Below are 14,606 nucleotides of genomic sequence, written 5' to 3'. Positions count from 1 at the left end.
TCAATGCCCGTCGACAAACACGATCTTCAGAATAAACAGCAGCGCCACCACCACTACGCAAGGGCTAATCTCACGCCAGCGGCCAGTGCCCAGCTTCATCACGCAATAGGCGATAAACCCCAGCGCAATGCCTTCGGTAATCGAGAAACTGAACGGCATCATCACCGCTGTGACGAACGCCGGTACCGCCTCGGTAAGGTCGTCCCATTTAACCCGCGCCAGGCTTGAGGTCATCAGCACGCCTACGTAAATCAGCGCACCGGCGGCAGCATAGGCCGGTACCATGCCAGCCAGCGGCGACAGGAAGATCACCAGCAGGAACAGCAGGCCGGTAACCACCGCGGTCAGACCGGTACGGCCACCCACCGATACGCCGGACGAACTTTCAATATAGGCGGTCACCGACGAAGTGCCGATAAATGCTCCGCCCACCGAGCTGATGCTGTCGACGTACAGCGCCTGCTTCATGCGCGGGAATTTGCCTTTTTCATCGGTCAGTCCGGCCTTGTCGGTGACGCCAATCAGCGTACCGGAGGAGTCGAACAGGTTAACCAGCATGAACGAGAAGATAATCCCCGCCAGCCCGACGTTCAGCGCGCCAGCCAGATCCACCTGACCGACCACCGACGTGACGCTTGGCGGCATCGAAAATACCCCACCGTACTTCACGTCGCCCAGAGCCCAGCCAATCAGCGTGGTGACCACGATCGACACCAGCACCGCCGCGTGGATGTTGCGCGAAGCCAGAATGGCAATGATAAAGAAGCCCAGCGCCCCCAGCAGCACGCTGTGCGAGGTCAGGTTACCGACCGTGACCAGCGTGTCCGGGTTCGCCACCACGATACCGGCATTTTTCAGCCCCATCATGGCGATAAACAGGCCGATACCGCTGGTGATGCCGATACGCAGGCTCAGCGGAATGTTGGCGATCATCCAGTAACGGATGCGGAAAATGGTCAGCAACAGCAAACCTACCGCCCCCCAGAAAATCGCTCCCATGCCGACCTGCCATGAAATCCCCATCGCGCCAACCACCACAAAGGCGAAGAAGGCGTTAAGGCCCATCGCCGGAGCCAGCGCCACCGGCAGGTTGGCCAGCAACCCCATCAGAATGCTGCCAAAGGCGGCAATCAGGCAGGTGGTAACGAACACCGCCTGGGTATCCATACCCGCAGCGCCGAGAATCTGCGGGTTAACAAATACGATGTACACCATGGTCAAAAAGGTGGTAAAGCCGGCAATCGTTTCCGTACGTACCGTCGTGCCATGCTGCTTGAGTTTAAACACGCGCCCAAGCAAGCCTTGCTCAGCGTCAAGGCCAGTGACTTGTTTGGTCATTATCAGAATTCCGAAGAAGGGAATGGACAGTCCGCCGGCTATCCTATAACAAAATTTCCGGCTTTTGACGTCGATCACAGGTTTTTTTCGCCTTTTCGGCGGTTTTGCTCGGTAATCCGATGGATTTATTGCGAATTGGCCGAAACGGGCCATCTTGCTATCGCTTTCCTGACGCAGCCGGTTAAAGTGGAAGCACTGTAGCAACCGCGAGGGCAAGGTTTCGATGACCCAGATAGACTGTATTCTGTTTGATTGCGACGGCACGCTGGTGGACAGCGAAGTGCTGTGCAGCATGGCTTATGTACATATGTTTGCCCAGCATGGCATCACGCTGTCGCTGGAAGAGGTATTCAAAAAATACAAGGGCATAAAACTGTACGAGATTATTGATCAGGTGAATGCTGAGCAGGGCACCAGCCTGGCCAAAGAACTGCTGGAACCGCAATACCGCCAGGAAGTTGCGCGCCTGTTCGACAGCCAACTGCAACCTATTGCCGGCGCACGCGAGCTGTTGGCGCAGGTCAGCGTGCCGTTTTGCACCGTTTCCAACGGGCCGGTAAGCAAAATGCAGCATTCACTCGGCCTGACCGGCATGTTGTCCTATTTTGATGACCGGCTGTATAGCGGCTACGATATTCAGCGTTGGAAGCCGGACCCGGCGATCGTCTACCACGCCGCGGCGCAGATGCAGGTACCGGTCGAACGCTGCATTCTGGTGGATGATTCCGCCGCCGGCGCACAAGCCGGGATCGCCGCCGGCATTCCGGTGTTTTACTTCTGCGCCGATCCGCACAATAAGCCGATCGATCACCCGCTGGTCACCCCTTTCGACGATCTCGCCCAGTTGCCGTCGCTGTGGCAGCAGCGCGGCTGGCAGTTAACTGGCCGGTAACGGCGGTTTGCGCCCCGCACGCGCCAACGCTTTGGTCTGCGGACTGAAGCGTTTATTCAAGCCACTGGCCAGCAGGTCGAGCGCCAGACAGAACACAAAGTACACCAGCGCCACAAACAGGAACACTTCCATCGGATACGCCATGCTGCGGTTATTCACCTGGGTGGCCAAAAAGGTCAGTTCGCCGACGCCGACAATGTAGGCCAGCGAGGTGTCCTTGATCAGAGAAATCCATTGGTTGATGAACGAGGGCACCATCATGCGCAACGCCTGCGGCAGCACGATCAGCGCCAGCGTTTGCCAACGCGTCAACCCCAGCGACAGTCCGGCCTGCCACTGCCCGGGGCCAATGGCGACGATGCCGGCCTTCACCGCATGAGCCAGATAGGCAGCGGCGATCAGCGCCAGCGCGCACACTACGGTGGTGATTTCCGGGATCTCTACGCCAAACACGATCGGCAGCAGGAAATAGGTCCAGAAAATCAGCATGATCACCGGTATGGCGCGGAAAAAGCCTAATACCGCAGCCAGCAGCGCGGCAAGCGCACCGCGTGACATCGCCAGCAGTATCCCCAGTACCGTTCCCAGTAGCGCCGACGCCACGCCGGCCATCAGGCTGATGACCAGGGTCAGCGCTGCACCGCCCAGCGGGCCATCCGGCCAGGTGCCCAACAGCAGATAACGCAGGTTGTCCTGAATAACGCTAAAATCCATTCTGCTTCCCCCGCTGGGGTTTGCGCTGTTGATGCCACATACCCCAGCCTTCCAACAGCGCAATAATGGCGATGTACAACAACGTGGCAACGCCAAACGCCTGGAAGGTGCGTAACGTTTCGGTTTCTACCTGACGCGAGGCATACGACAGCTCGGCAACGCCGATCGCCATCGTCAGCGACGAGTTCTTGATAAGATTCATGTATTGACCCAACAGCGGTGGCAGGGCGATGGTCAACGCCTGCGGCAGCACCACATGACGCATCGCTTGCCAGCCGGTCAGTCCCAGCGCGTTGGCGGCCTGTTTTTGCCCGACAGCCACGCCGCGTATGCCGGAACGGACTTCCTCGGCGATAAACGCGGCGGAATACAGCGTCAGCCCGCAGCAGCCGGCCAGAAACTCGAACGACGGCCAGGCCAGCCAGCCAAATTGATGCGGGGTATTCAGCCATTGCATGGCGGTAGACGGCAGTATTTGCCCGGCGGCGAAGTACCAGAAAAACAGCTGTACCAGCAGCGGGGTATTACGAAACAGCGCGCTGTAAGCGACCGCCAGCCCGCGTAGCAGCGGCAAAGGACTGTCGCGCAGCGCGGCGATCGCCAGCCCCAGCAACGTTGCCGCCAGTCCGGCACAGGCGGAAAGCCACAGCGTCAGCAGAAAACCGTGCCATAGCCAGCCAAGATATTGCGGCTCCAGTAGCCACTCCGCAAGAAATTGCATGCCCATCGTTGCCCTCTCGGCATCCATGCAGCAAGGGCGCAGTTCGCTGCGCCCTTGCGTTCAAGCCATCATAACGTCCGCATCAGGCTTTAGGTTGCTGAGCCAACGGTGCAATTTTAAACTCACCGCGCGGTTGAGCGGTTTTGGTGTCCGGACCGAACCAGCGCTGGTAAATCGTCAACGCTTCGCCGTCCTGTTCCAGTTTAAGCAAGGTGTCGTTGATGGTGGCCGTCAGGCGTTCTTCGCCTTTGGGAATGCCAATGCCTTGATATTCTTTGGTGATACTGAACGGCGAGATTTCAAAATCAGCTTTTTGCGCCGGCGTCAGATTGCCGAGCAGACCGACCAGCTTGGCGTCATCCTGGGTGATGGCCTGGACGTTGCCGTTACGCAGTGCCACAAACGCCAGCGGGGTGTCGTCATAGGAAATCACTTTGGCGGTCGGGTAATGTTCGCGCAGGGTTATTTCCTGTACCGTGCCTTTATCCGCGCCGATACGCAGCGTTTTGATGTCCTCCGGGGTCTTCAGTACCCCTTTACGTGCGATGAATTTCTGCCCGGTGGCGAAATACGGCACGCTGAAATTCACTTCCTTGGCACGTTGCTCGGTAATGGTAAAGTTGGCGGCGATCAGATCCACTTTTTTGGCTGCCAGCAGCGGAATACGGTTAGCCGGGTTGGTGGCGCGCAGCTCGACCTTAACCCCGAGAGCCTTGCCTATCGCATCAGCGATGTCGACGTCGTAACCCACCAGCTTTTTACTCTGCGGATCGATATAGCCAAACGGTGGATTGCTGTCGAATACCGCGATGCGCACCACGCCGGCCTGTTTGATGTCGTCGAGTTTGTCCGCCTGCGCGGCAGCGCTAGCGAGACCGGCCAAGCCGGCCAACAAGGTTAAAGCCAAAGCGCGCTGTTTCATGAAAAGCTCCCAAGTGGTTGATGTCCTGCTGAGAGATAAGCTAGCAACTGCCATTTAGGTCAGGAAATAATATAAAAAGCTATATTTATAACCATTTTAACTTTACGGCTATTGGGCATGAAAAAGGCGCAGTACGCTGCGCCTTTGCCGGGAGAACGGAACGCTTACTCGTCGGTGACGTCCGGTGGCGTTTTGCCATCGGCCAACAGCTTATCCAGCGCGTCACCGCCGATATGGCGGAAATCCTGCCCCTTAACGAAGTAGAAAATGAATTCGCAGATATTCTGACAACGGTCACCGATACGCTCGATCGACCGCGCGCAGAACAGCGCGGTCAGCACGCTGGGAATGGTGCGTGAATCTTCCATCATGTAGGTCATCAGTTGACGCACGATGCCTTCATATTCCTGATCGACCTTCTTGTCTTCGCGGTAGATACGCACGGCTTCGTCGAGATCCATGCGGGCAAAAGCATCCAGCACGTCGTGCAGCATTTGCACGGTGTGACGGCCAAGGGACTCCAGGCTAACCAGCAGCGGTTGATGCTGATGCGAAAACTTTTCCAACGCGGTGCGGCAGATCTTATCTGCCACGTCGCCGATACGTTCCAGCTCCGAAATGGTTTTGATGATCGCCATCACCAGACGCAGGTCACTGGCGGTCGGCTGACGCTTGGCAATAATGCGCACGCAGGCTTCGTCGATCGCCACTTCCATCATGTTGACCTTGTCGTCGCCTTCGATCACCCGCTTGGCCAGCTCGCCGTCCTGGTTGTGCATCGCGGTGATAGCGTCGGTCAATTGCTGTTCCACCAGCCCACCCATGGTCAGCACCTGGGTACGGATGTGTTCGAGTTCAGCGTTAAACTGGCCGGAAATGTGTTTGTTTAAATTCAGGTTATCCATGATGCATCCTCATCAACCATAACGGCCAGTGATGTAATCTTCAGTCTGTTTTTTCTGCGGCGCGGTGAACAGGGTGTCAGTATCACTGAACTCAATCAATTCGCCCAGATACATAAATGCTGTCGAATCAGAACAACGCGCGGCCTGCTGCATGTTATGGGTCACAATCACCACGGTGTAGTCCGACTTCAGCTCGCTGATCAGTTCTTCAATCTTGCCGGTAGAGATCGGATCCAGTGCCGAGCAGGGTTCATCCAGCAACAGCACGTCGGGACGAATGGCGATGCCACGGGCGATGCACAGACGCTGCTGCTGGCCACCGGACAGGCTGTAACCACTCTGGTGCAGCTTGTCTTTGGTTTCATTCCACAGCGCCGCTTTGCTCAAAGCCCACTGTACGCGCTCATCCATGTCGGCACGCGACAGTTTTTCAAACAGGCGAACACCGAAGGCGATGTTGTCGTAAATAGACATCGGGAACGGCGTCGGCTTTTGGAACACCATGCCCACTTTGGCACGCAACAGCGCGATATCCTGGTTATCGGTCAGAATGTTCTGGCCATCCAGCAGAATATCGCCTTCGGCGCGCTGTTCCGGATACAGCTGGTACATTTTGTTGAAGGTACGCAGCAGCGTGGATTTGCCACAGCCGGACGGGCCGATAAACGCGGTCACTTTGTTCTTGGCGATGTCCAGCGTGATATTTTTCAACGCATGGAATTTGCCGTAATAAAAGTTCAGATCGCGTACCTGAATCTTGCTGGCGGAAGCGAGGTCAATATTACTCATCTAGACTTCTCTCTTTTCACAGCGCCGCCGCGGCGGCGCTTAAATTTTTATGAATGCTTTTTCTTGGCGAAAATCACACGCGCCAGAATATTCAGTAACAGTACGCACAGGGTGATCAACAACACCCCGGCCCAGGCCAGTTGCTGCCATTCGGCAAACGGGCTCATGGCGAATTTGAAAATGGTGACCGGCAGGTTGGCGATCGGCTGCATCAGATCGGTGGTCCAGAACTGGTTCGACAACGAGGTAAACAGCAGCGGCGCCGTTTCGCCGGCGATGCGCGCAATCGCCAACAGCACGCCGGTAATGATGCCGGACACCGACGCCTTCAGCGTGATGGCGGAAATCATCCGCCATTTCGGCGTGCCGAGCGCATAGGCAGCTTCTCGCAGCGTGTCCGGTACCAGCTTGAGCATGTTTTCGGTGGTGCGGATCACGATCGGCACCTGCAGCAACGCCAGCGCGATAATGCCCGCCCAGCCGGAGAAATGCTCCATTTTCGCCACCACAATGGTGTACACGAACAGGCCGACCACGATTGACGGTGCCGACAGTAAAATGTCGTTAATAAAACGAATCACTTCTGCCAACCAGGATTTGCGGCCGTACTCCGCCAGATAAATCCCCGCCAGAATGCCGAGCGGGGTACCGAAGATGGTCGCCCACAGGATCAACAGCCCGCTACCGGCGATGGCGTTGGCCAGCCCGCCGCCAGCGGTGTTGGGCGGCGGCGTCATTTCGGTAAACAGCGCCAGCGACATGCCGTCGATGCCTTTGGTGACGGTAGAAAACAGGATCCATACCAGCCAGAACAGGCCGAATACCATGGTGGCCATCGACAGGAACAGCGCGATACGGTTCTTCTGGCGGCGCCAGGCCTGCATTTTGCGGCGGCTTTCCGCCAGTGCCAGGTTATGTTGCATATCCATCGTCGCCACGTTAGCGTCCCTCATTCTTGGCCAGGCGCATGACCATCAGTTTCGACAACGCCAGCACGATAAAGGTGATAACAAACAGAATCAGCCCCAGCTCCATCAGTGCTGCGGTGTGCAGCCCGGATTCCGCTTCGGCGAATTCGTTGGCCAGCGCCGAGGTAATGCTGTTGCCGGGCATATACAGCGAGGCGCTGTCGAGTTGGTAGGTGTTACCGATGATAAAGGTCACCGCCATGGTTTCGCCCAGCGCTCGGCCAAGGCCCAGCATTACGCCGCCAATCACACCGTTTTTGGTGAACGGCAAGACGATGCGCCAGATCACTTCCCAGGTGGTGCAGCCGATACCGTAGGCCGACTCTTTCATCATCACCGGGGTCTGTTCAAACACGTCGCGCATTACCGCGGCGATGTAAGGGATAATCATGATCGCCAGAATCACCCCGGCGGCCAGAATGCCGATGCCGAAGGCCGGGCCGGAGAACAGCTCGCCGACGATAGGAATGCCGGACAGGACGTCGCCAACCGGTGTCTGGAAATATTCGGCAAACAGCGGGGCAAATACGAACAGCCCCCACATGCCGTAAACGATGCTCGGGATGGCCGCCAGCAGTTCAATCGCCACGCCCAACGGGCGCTTCAGCCAATTCGGTGCCAGTTCGGTCAGGAACAGCGCGATGCCAAAGCTCACCGGGACCGCAATGATCAAGGCGATAAGCGAGGTAACGATGGTGCCGTATATCGGTACCAGTGCGCCAAACTGCTCCGCCGGTGCGTCCCACTCTTTGGTCCACAGGAAGGAGAAGCCAAACTTCTGGATGCTCGGCCAGGAAGCGAAGACGAGTGAAACAATGATGCCACCCAGCAGCAATAGGGTAATCAGCGCCGCCAGTTTCACTAGCGCGCTGAACAGGATGTCACCATTTTTGCTTGGAGCCTTAATGGTCGGCTTGTACTCAGCCATAGATTACTCTTCTGTTTAAAGCTGGGAGGGCCCGGCATGCCGGGCCCAGATATAACGGCTAACCAAACGCTGGCCGCTTAATACAATGCTTTGCCTGAGCTGTCTTTCACGTTGGTTTTCCAGGCTGCGCGTACCTGTTCAACCACTTCGTCCGGCAGGGTGGCGTAATCCAGCGCTTTGGCTTCGTCGCCACCGGACTTGTAAGCCCAGTCGAAGAATTTCAACACTTCTGCGCCTTGTTCAGCTTTCTTCTGTTCCTTGTGAACCAGGATGAAGGTGGTGGAGGTAATCGGCCACGCGTCCTCGCCTTTCTGGTTGGTCAGGTCCTGGGCGAAGGTTTTGCTCCAGTCCACGCCTTTGGCCGCGTTGCTGAACGCATCTTCCGTCGGGCTGACCGCTTTGCCATCGGCGGACACCAGCTTGGTGTAGGCCAGGTTGTTTTGTTTGGCGTAGGCGTACTCTACGTAGCCAATAGCGCCCGGCAGGCGTTGTACGAATGCCGCGATACCGTCGTTGCCTTTACCGCCCAGACCGGTTGGCCAGTTAACCGTTGAGCCGGCGCCGATTTTCTCTTTCCACTGTGCGTTGACTTTGGCCAGGTAGCTGGTGAAGACGTATGAGGTACCGGAACCGTCAGCGCGGCGCACTACGGCAATGTTCTGATCTGGCAGTTTTACGCCCGGGTTGAGTTTGGTGATGGCCGGGTCATTCCATTTTTTGATATTGCCCAGGTAGATATCGCCCAACGTTTTACCGTCGAGGGTCAAATCACCGGATTTGATACCCGGAATATTGACCGCCAGTACCACGCCGCCAATCACGGTCGGGAACTGGAACAGGCCGTCAGCAGCCAGTTTTTCATCCGATAACGGCGCATCGGAGGCACCAAAGTCAACGGTATTGGCGATGATTTGCTTCACACCGCCAGAGGAACCAATCCCCTGATAGTTAACTTTGTTGCCGGTTTCTTTTTGATAAGAATCTGCCCACTTGGCATACACCGGCGCGGGGAATGTCGCACCTGCACCGGTCAGGTTGGCAGCAGCGAAAGTAGACACAGAGGCCAGAGAGAAAGTCGCTGCCACAATACTGGCGACGGTGGTACGCATCAGTTTCATAATCCCTCCTAATGGGATATTCAAAAATCGACTTCGAGTCGTTTTCATCAGAGTAAGTATTGCTGCAGGAGGGAAAATAGGACAGTTTGGTGACAGAAAAATGTATGAAATATGACAGTTATATGACAAGACGCGGGTTTTAAAATTAATTTAATTATAATCAATGCGTTATGAAAAACCCCGCCTGATTGGCGTGTTTTTTAATCTGCGGACTTTCTGAAAATGACTCTTTTTCTGCTTATTAATCAGCCGATTATTGATCGAATTATTCTCTTTAAAATGGCGGTTTCGACCGTAGATCGATAACGCGGCTGTGACGATCGCTCACCCCGCGACGCTAGCTCGCCGGCAATCCCACCGCCATCTCATGCGCCAGATTAACGTTTGATGACATTCTGGCCGTGGGTTACTGCGCAGCGCTTTTCGCCTGCGAACCCTCAGCGTCAAGGATACGCGTGCGGCAAACCTGCAGGATCTCATCTGCCAGCGCCGAACCTTGCGGGCAGGCACGCGACAGCACCACCGCCCCCACCAGATGGGCAAGCGTGTCGATAGCTGCGGCTCGGGTTTCACCTGCGCCATCGCCGCCCTGCGTCAGCATGGCCAACTGGCGTTCAATGCCTACGGCAAATAATTCCTTGACCGACTCGGGCTGGCGCGCCGCATCGGTGGACAGCGCCGCCATCACACAGCCGTCACCGATACCGTTGCGATGCTCGCGGGACAGGTACTGTTCGACAATTTGTGCGATATCCTTGCCTTCGGTTTTTGCCTGCGACTGGGCAAACCCGCAGGCCACTGCTTCCAACATCAGGTCGGCCTTGGAAGCAAAGTGTTTGTAAAACCCGCCATGGGTGAAACCGGCGGCCGACATCAGCTCGGCAACGCCAACGCCATCATAGCCGCGCTCGCGAAACAGCACCGAGGCCGTTTCTACGATGCGCATCCGGTTTTCCTGCGCCTGCGCTTTGCTCACTTTCATCTTTATCGGCCCTTCTCGTCGAAAATCATGGCGCCAGTATACATTGATGATGATCGTAATCAAACCGATTGACAAGTTAGATTATGATCATCATTATTAATCGCGCCAGCCAACCCTGACCCGATGATGGAAAACCGGCTGGTAAAAACCGTGATCCAACACCGAGCCCGCGGCCTAAGGTTGCATGCCGATATTGTTCAACCAAGAGAGTGAATCTATGACTACTTCTGCCGTCCTGATTACCGGCGCGTCCACCGGTATCGGTGCTGTTTACGCCGAACGCTTTGCCCACCGTGGCCACGACCTGGTGCTGGTCGCACGTGACCAGGCACGACTTGACGCGCTGGCCACACGCCTGCGGCAAGAAACCGGCGTGGCCGTGGATGTCCTGCCAGCCGATCTTACCCAATCCGACCATCTGGCACGCGTCGAATCGCGTCTGCGTGAAGACTCGCGCATCACCACCCTGATCAATAACGCCGGCATTGGCCAGTCAGGCGGCTTCGTCGAGCAGAACTCGGCGTCGATTGAACAGCTTGTCGCACTCAACATCACCGCATTGACACGGCTGGCCAACGCCATTGCGCCACGCCTGGTGCAGGCGGGTAGCGGCTCGATCGTTAATATCAGTTCTACCCTCAGCCTGATGCCCGAGTTTGGCGCGACGGTGTATGGCGCGACCAAGGCCTTCGTGCTGTACCTGTCGCAGGGTCTGCATCTGGAACTGTCACCCAAGGGCATTTATGTTCAGGCGGTATTGCCAGCCGGCACCTATACCGAAATCTGGCAGCGTGCAGGCATCGACAGCAGCACCCTGCCACCGATGATGGAAGTGGGCGAACTGGTCGATGCGGCGCTGGTCGGTTTCGATCGCCGTGAACTGGTGACAATTCCCCCTCTGCACAACGCCGAGAGCTGGGATGCATTGGATGGCGCAAGGCTGGCCATGCTGGCAGAGATCAAACAGGACGAAGCCGCGGCAAGATACAAAAACGGCCAATAAATCGGTGCAGCCTGCCATGCAGTACCGTGCTTATCCTTAAACACAGCGAGATGAACATGCAATGAACAATCAGACGATCAACGCGCTCACCCTCAGGCGCTATGGCAAATCGCCCGAGGTAGGGTTCGAGCAGATTTCGCTGCCTGCGCTACGGGCCAATGAAATCAGGGTAAAGGTTTATGCTGCCGGCCTGAACCCGATCGATAACATCATCCCGACCGGCATGTTCAAAGCGGTACTGCATTTGCAGCTCCCGGCAACGCTGGGCAGCGATCTGGCGGGCGTCGTCACCGAGGTGGGCAGCGGCGTAACCCGCTTCACGCCCGGCGACGCCGTTTTTGCCAGCCTGTTCGATCTGGGGTCGGGATCCTTTGCCGAATTCGCGACGGTGCCGGAAAGCGCCGCCGCGCTCAAACCAGCCAATCTGAGCTTCGTGCAGGCTGCCGCCACGCCGATGGTGGCGCTGACCGCCTGGCAAGCACTGCAGGAGCGTGCCGGGCTGCACGCCGGGCAAAAGGTGTTTATCCCCGCCGGATCCGGCGGTATCGGCACTTTTGCCATCCAACTGGCAAAACATTTGGGCGCAACGGTAGCTACCACCACCAGTAGCCATAATGTCGCACTGGTACGTAGCCTGGGCGCAGACCAGGTGATTGACTACCACCAGCAGGATTTTGCGAGCGTACTCAGCGGCTACGATGCGGTGCTTGGCACCCTCAAGGGGGAGACGATTGAAAAATCCGTCGCTATTCTCAAGCCGGGAGGCAGCATCATCTCGCTGACCGGGCCATTGGACGCTGCCTTCGCCCGCACCAGAAAGCTCAACGTCTTTTTGCAATTGGTGTTCACATTGATGAGCCGCAAGATCGTACGTCTGGCGAAACGGCGCGGCGTGAACTATTCATTCCTGTTTGTGCGCGCCGACGGCGCCCAGCTCGCCGAGATCGGCAAACTGCTTGCAAGCGAGCGTATCAAGCCGGTTATCGATACGGTGTTCCCGTTCGAACAGGCCAAGGAGGCGCTGGCTTATCTTGCCCAGGGGCGGGCGAAAGGAAAAGTGGTGATCGAGATGCAGCCGTAGTCCAGCGTTCAGCCCGTCAAATGCCGCCATGCTGCATCCGACATAAAAAAATCCGGTATGCGGGTAAACGGCATACCGGATTGGCTGTTTGCGTTTTCGCGCCTTGCACCGGCAATGGCGCGCAGCGCGAGGCATCACTCTACGGTGACGGACTTCGCCAGGTTACGCGGCTGATCGACGTCAGTGCCTTTAATCAGCGCAACGTGATAGGACAGCAGTTGCAACGGCACGGTGTAGAAGATAGGCGCGACGATTTCCTCGACGTGCGGCAGGGGAACGATGGTCATTCCTTCGCTGCTGACAAAACCGGCATCCTGATCGGCGAACACATACAGTTGGCCGCCGCGTGCGCGGACTTCTTCAATATTGGACTTCAGTTTTTCCAGCAGTTCGTTGTTTGGCGCCACCACGATCACCGGCATATCGGCGTCAATCAGCGCCAATGGGCCGTGCTTCAGTTCGCCCGCCGCGTAGGCTTCGGCGTGAATATAAGAGATCTCTTTCAGCTTCAGCGCACCTTCCATGGCAATCGGATACTGATCGCCACGGCCGAGGAATAACGCATGATGCTTGTCGGAGAAGCCTTCCGCCAGCGCTTCGATGCTCTTGTCCAGCGACAGCATCTGCTCAATGCGCGCCGGCAACGCCTGCAGGGCGTGCACAATGTCATGTTCGACGCTTTCCGCCATGCCCTTCAAACGCCCCAGGCGCGCCACCAGCATCAGCAGAACGGCAAGCTGGGTAGTGAAGGCCTTGGTCGACGCTACGCCGATTTCCGTGCCGGCCTTGGTCATCAGCGCCAGATCGGATTCACGCACCAGAGAAGACCCTGCCACGTTGCACACCGCCAGCGATCCCAGGTATCCCAGCTCTTTCGACAGGCGCAACGCCGCCAGCGTATCGGCGGTTTCACCTGACTGCGACAGAGTAATGATCAGGCTGCCCGGACGCACCGCAGACTTGCGGTAACGGAATTCGGAGGCGATTTCGACATCGCACGGCACGCCGGCCAGCGATTCGAACCAGTAACGCGCCACCATGCCGGAATGGTAAGAAGTACCACAGGCGATGATCTGCACGTGTTGCACCTTCGCCAGCAGTTGATCGGCGCCTTCGCCAAGCTCGCTCAGGTTGATCTGGCCATGGCTGAAACGCCCTTCCAGGGTGTTTTTCAACGCCAGCGGCTGTTCAAAAATTTCTTTCTGCATGTAATGACGGTAAGCGCCTTTGTCACCCGCGTCATATTGCACCTGAGACTCGATTTCCGGGCGCTCGACCGCATTGCCTTGCTTGTCGAATACGTTAACGGTACGACGGGTGACTTCCACCACATCGCCTTCTTCCAGGAAGATGAAACGACGGGTCACTGGCAGCAGCGCCAACTGATCGGAAGCGATAAAGTTTTCGCCGACGCCGCGGCCAATCACCAGCGGGCTGCCAGAACGCGCGGCCACCAGCACGCTCGGATCGCGGCTGTCCATCACCACGGTGCCGTAAGCGCCGCGCAGCTGTGGAATGACGCGTTTGACCACTTCCAGCAGCGTGCCGCCCTGCAGCTGTTCCCAATGCACCAGGTGCGCGATCACTTCGGTGTCGGTTTCGGACGCAAAGCGGTAACCGCGTTCAATCAGCAGTTCACGCAGCGGTTCGTGGTTTTCAATGATGCCGTTATGCACCACGGTAATATAATCGGACACATGCGGGTGAGCATTGGCTTCGGTCGGTTCGCCGTGGGTTGCCCAACGGGTATGCGCGATGCCGGTACCGCCGTGCAAAGCATGCTGTTCTGCGGCTTCAGCCAGTTTCTGCACCTTGCCGACGCGGCGTAAACGGCTAACGTTGCCTTGCGCGTCAACCACCGCCAAACCGGCCGAGTCGTAACCGCGGTACTCAAGACGGCGTAAGCCTTCCAACAGAATCTCTGCAATATCACGTTGCGCTACTGCGCCTACAATTCCACACATCAGTTGTATTCCTAATGAAACGCCGTGCTGGCGCTTTTCGATGTCTTGACCTGATTTTGCCGGTTTTACCGTGCAGCCCCGAGCCTGTAGATGGTGGGGATTATTATGTTTTGTATTGGGCTCTACATTGGAGCGCAATACAAAACATATTATTTCTACTACATATTACCGCCCAATAGATTTCGAGTTGCAGCCAGGCGGCAAATGTCAGAATCCCCAGTCACTTACTCAAGTAAGTGACTGGGGTTCCGTCATAAAGACAACAACGCTGCAGCTCGAAA

At 56.9% G+C, this 14,606-nt stretch carries 14 protein-coding genes; 3 read left to right on the top strand and 11 right to left on the bottom strand.

All coding sequences use genetic code 11. From position 1 onward, the window contains the following. The gene (locus ACCC84_RS15855) at positions 1 to 1,338 is read right to left on the bottom strand and encodes an NCS2 family permease (protein ID WP_039991477.1); all 1,338 of its coding nucleotides are present in this window, start codon (positions 1,336 to 1,338) and stop codon (positions 1 to 3) included. Positions 1,339 to 1,561: 223 nt separating this feature from the next. Between ACCC84_RS15855 and yieH the strand changes: the two genes are divergently transcribed. Continuing rightward, on the top strand, positions 1,562 to 2,230 hold the full coding sequence (gene yieH, locus ACCC84_RS15850; protein ID WP_004956956.1) for a 6-phosphogluconate phosphatase: 669 nt from the start codon (positions 1,562 to 1,564) through the stop codon (positions 2,228 to 2,230). On the opposite strand, the gene ACCC84_RS15845 is transcribed toward yieH, so the two are convergent. The 9 genes from ACCC84_RS15845 to ACCC84_RS15805 all read right to left on the bottom strand — a co-directional run bounded on the left by ACCC84_RS15845 (position 2,216) and on the right by ACCC84_RS15805 (position 10,277). Beyond that, a complete protein-coding gene (locus tag ACCC84_RS15845; protein ID WP_004956954.1) occupies positions 2,216 to 2,944 on the bottom strand; it encodes an amino acid ABC transporter permease in 729 nt (242 codons plus the stop codon). The genes yieH and ACCC84_RS15845 overlap by 15 nt on opposite strands. After that, entirely contained in the window at positions 2,934 to 3,671 is a 738-nt protein-coding gene (locus ACCC84_RS15840; protein WP_039991476.1) for an amino acid ABC transporter permease, read from the bottom strand. The genes ACCC84_RS15845 and ACCC84_RS15840 overlap by 11 nt, the downstream gene beginning before the upstream one ends. 76 nt (positions 3,672 to 3,747) lie before the next feature. Next, complete coding sequence (locus tag ACCC84_RS15835) at positions 3,748 to 4,587, bottom strand: ABC transporter substrate-binding protein (protein ID WP_273868441.1); 840 nt, start codon at positions 4,585 to 4,587, stop codon at positions 3,748 to 3,750. A 164-nt stretch (positions 4,588 to 4,751) separates the two neighbouring features. Beyond that, positions 4,752 to 5,492, bottom strand: a complete 741-nt coding sequence (phoU, locus tag ACCC84_RS15830) for a phosphate signaling complex protein PhoU (protein WP_004956949.1) — start codon at positions 5,490 to 5,492, stop codon at positions 4,752 to 4,754. 12 nt (positions 5,493 to 5,504) lie between these two features. Continuing rightward, entirely contained in the window at positions 5,505 to 6,281 is a 777-nt protein-coding gene (gene pstB, locus ACCC84_RS15825) for a phosphate ABC transporter ATP-binding protein PstB (RefSeq protein ID WP_004956947.1), read from the bottom strand. A gap of 47 nt (positions 6,282 to 6,328) precedes the next feature. Then, entirely contained in the window at positions 6,329 to 7,210 is an 882-nt protein-coding gene (gene pstA, locus ACCC84_RS15820; RefSeq protein ID WP_371902056.1) for a phosphate ABC transporter permease PstA, read from the bottom strand. 10 nt (positions 7,211 to 7,220) lie between these two features. Beyond that, entirely contained in the window at positions 7,221 to 8,177 is a 957-nt protein-coding gene (pstC, locus tag ACCC84_RS15815; protein WP_004956941.1) for a phosphate ABC transporter permease PstC, read from the bottom strand. A 77-nt stretch (positions 8,178 to 8,254) separates the two neighbouring features. Then, positions 8,255 to 9,295, bottom strand: coding sequence for a phosphate ABC transporter substrate-binding protein PstS (pstS, locus tag ACCC84_RS15810; RefSeq protein WP_004956937.1), 1,041 nt, complete (start codon positions 9,293 to 9,295; stop codon positions 8,255 to 8,257). 406 nt (positions 9,296 to 9,701) lie between these two features. Continuing rightward, on the bottom strand, positions 9,702 to 10,277 hold the full coding sequence (locus tag ACCC84_RS15805; RefSeq protein WP_004956934.1) for a TetR/AcrR family transcriptional regulator: 576 nt from the start codon (positions 10,275 to 10,277) through the stop codon (positions 9,702 to 9,704). Between the two features lie 217 nt (positions 10,278 to 10,494). Here ACCC84_RS15805 and ACCC84_RS15800 point away from each other — a divergent pair, with 217 nt between their 5' ends. Next, entirely contained in the window at positions 10,495 to 11,280 is a 786-nt protein-coding gene (locus ACCC84_RS15800; protein WP_039991472.1) for an SDR family NAD(P)-dependent oxidoreductase, read from the top strand. Positions 11,281 to 11,341: 61 nt separating this feature from the next. Continuing rightward, the gene (locus ACCC84_RS15795) at positions 11,342 to 12,361 is read left to right on the top strand and encodes an NADP-dependent oxidoreductase (RefSeq protein ID WP_198774078.1); all 1,020 of its coding nucleotides are present in this window, start codon (positions 11,342 to 11,344) and stop codon (positions 12,359 to 12,361) included. Positions 12,362 to 12,495: 134 nt separating this feature from the next. Here the strand turns inward: ACCC84_RS15795 and glmS are convergent, their stop codons facing one another. Then, the gene (glmS, locus tag ACCC84_RS15790) at positions 12,496 to 14,325 is read right to left on the bottom strand and encodes a glutamine--fructose-6-phosphate transaminase (isomerizing) (RefSeq protein WP_004956925.1); all 1,830 of its coding nucleotides are present in this window, start codon (positions 14,323 to 14,325) and stop codon (positions 12,496 to 12,498) included. Positions 14,326 to 14,606: the final 281 nt, after the last annotated feature.

Source organism: Serratia odorifera (genome assembly GCF_041448735.1).
Classification (GTDB): domain Bacteria; phylum Pseudomonadota; class Gammaproteobacteria; order Enterobacterales; family Enterobacteriaceae; genus Serratia_F; species Serratia_F odorifera.
Note: the sequence above shows the minus strand (reverse complement) of the source record. Positions and strands in the feature narration are given on the sequence as shown.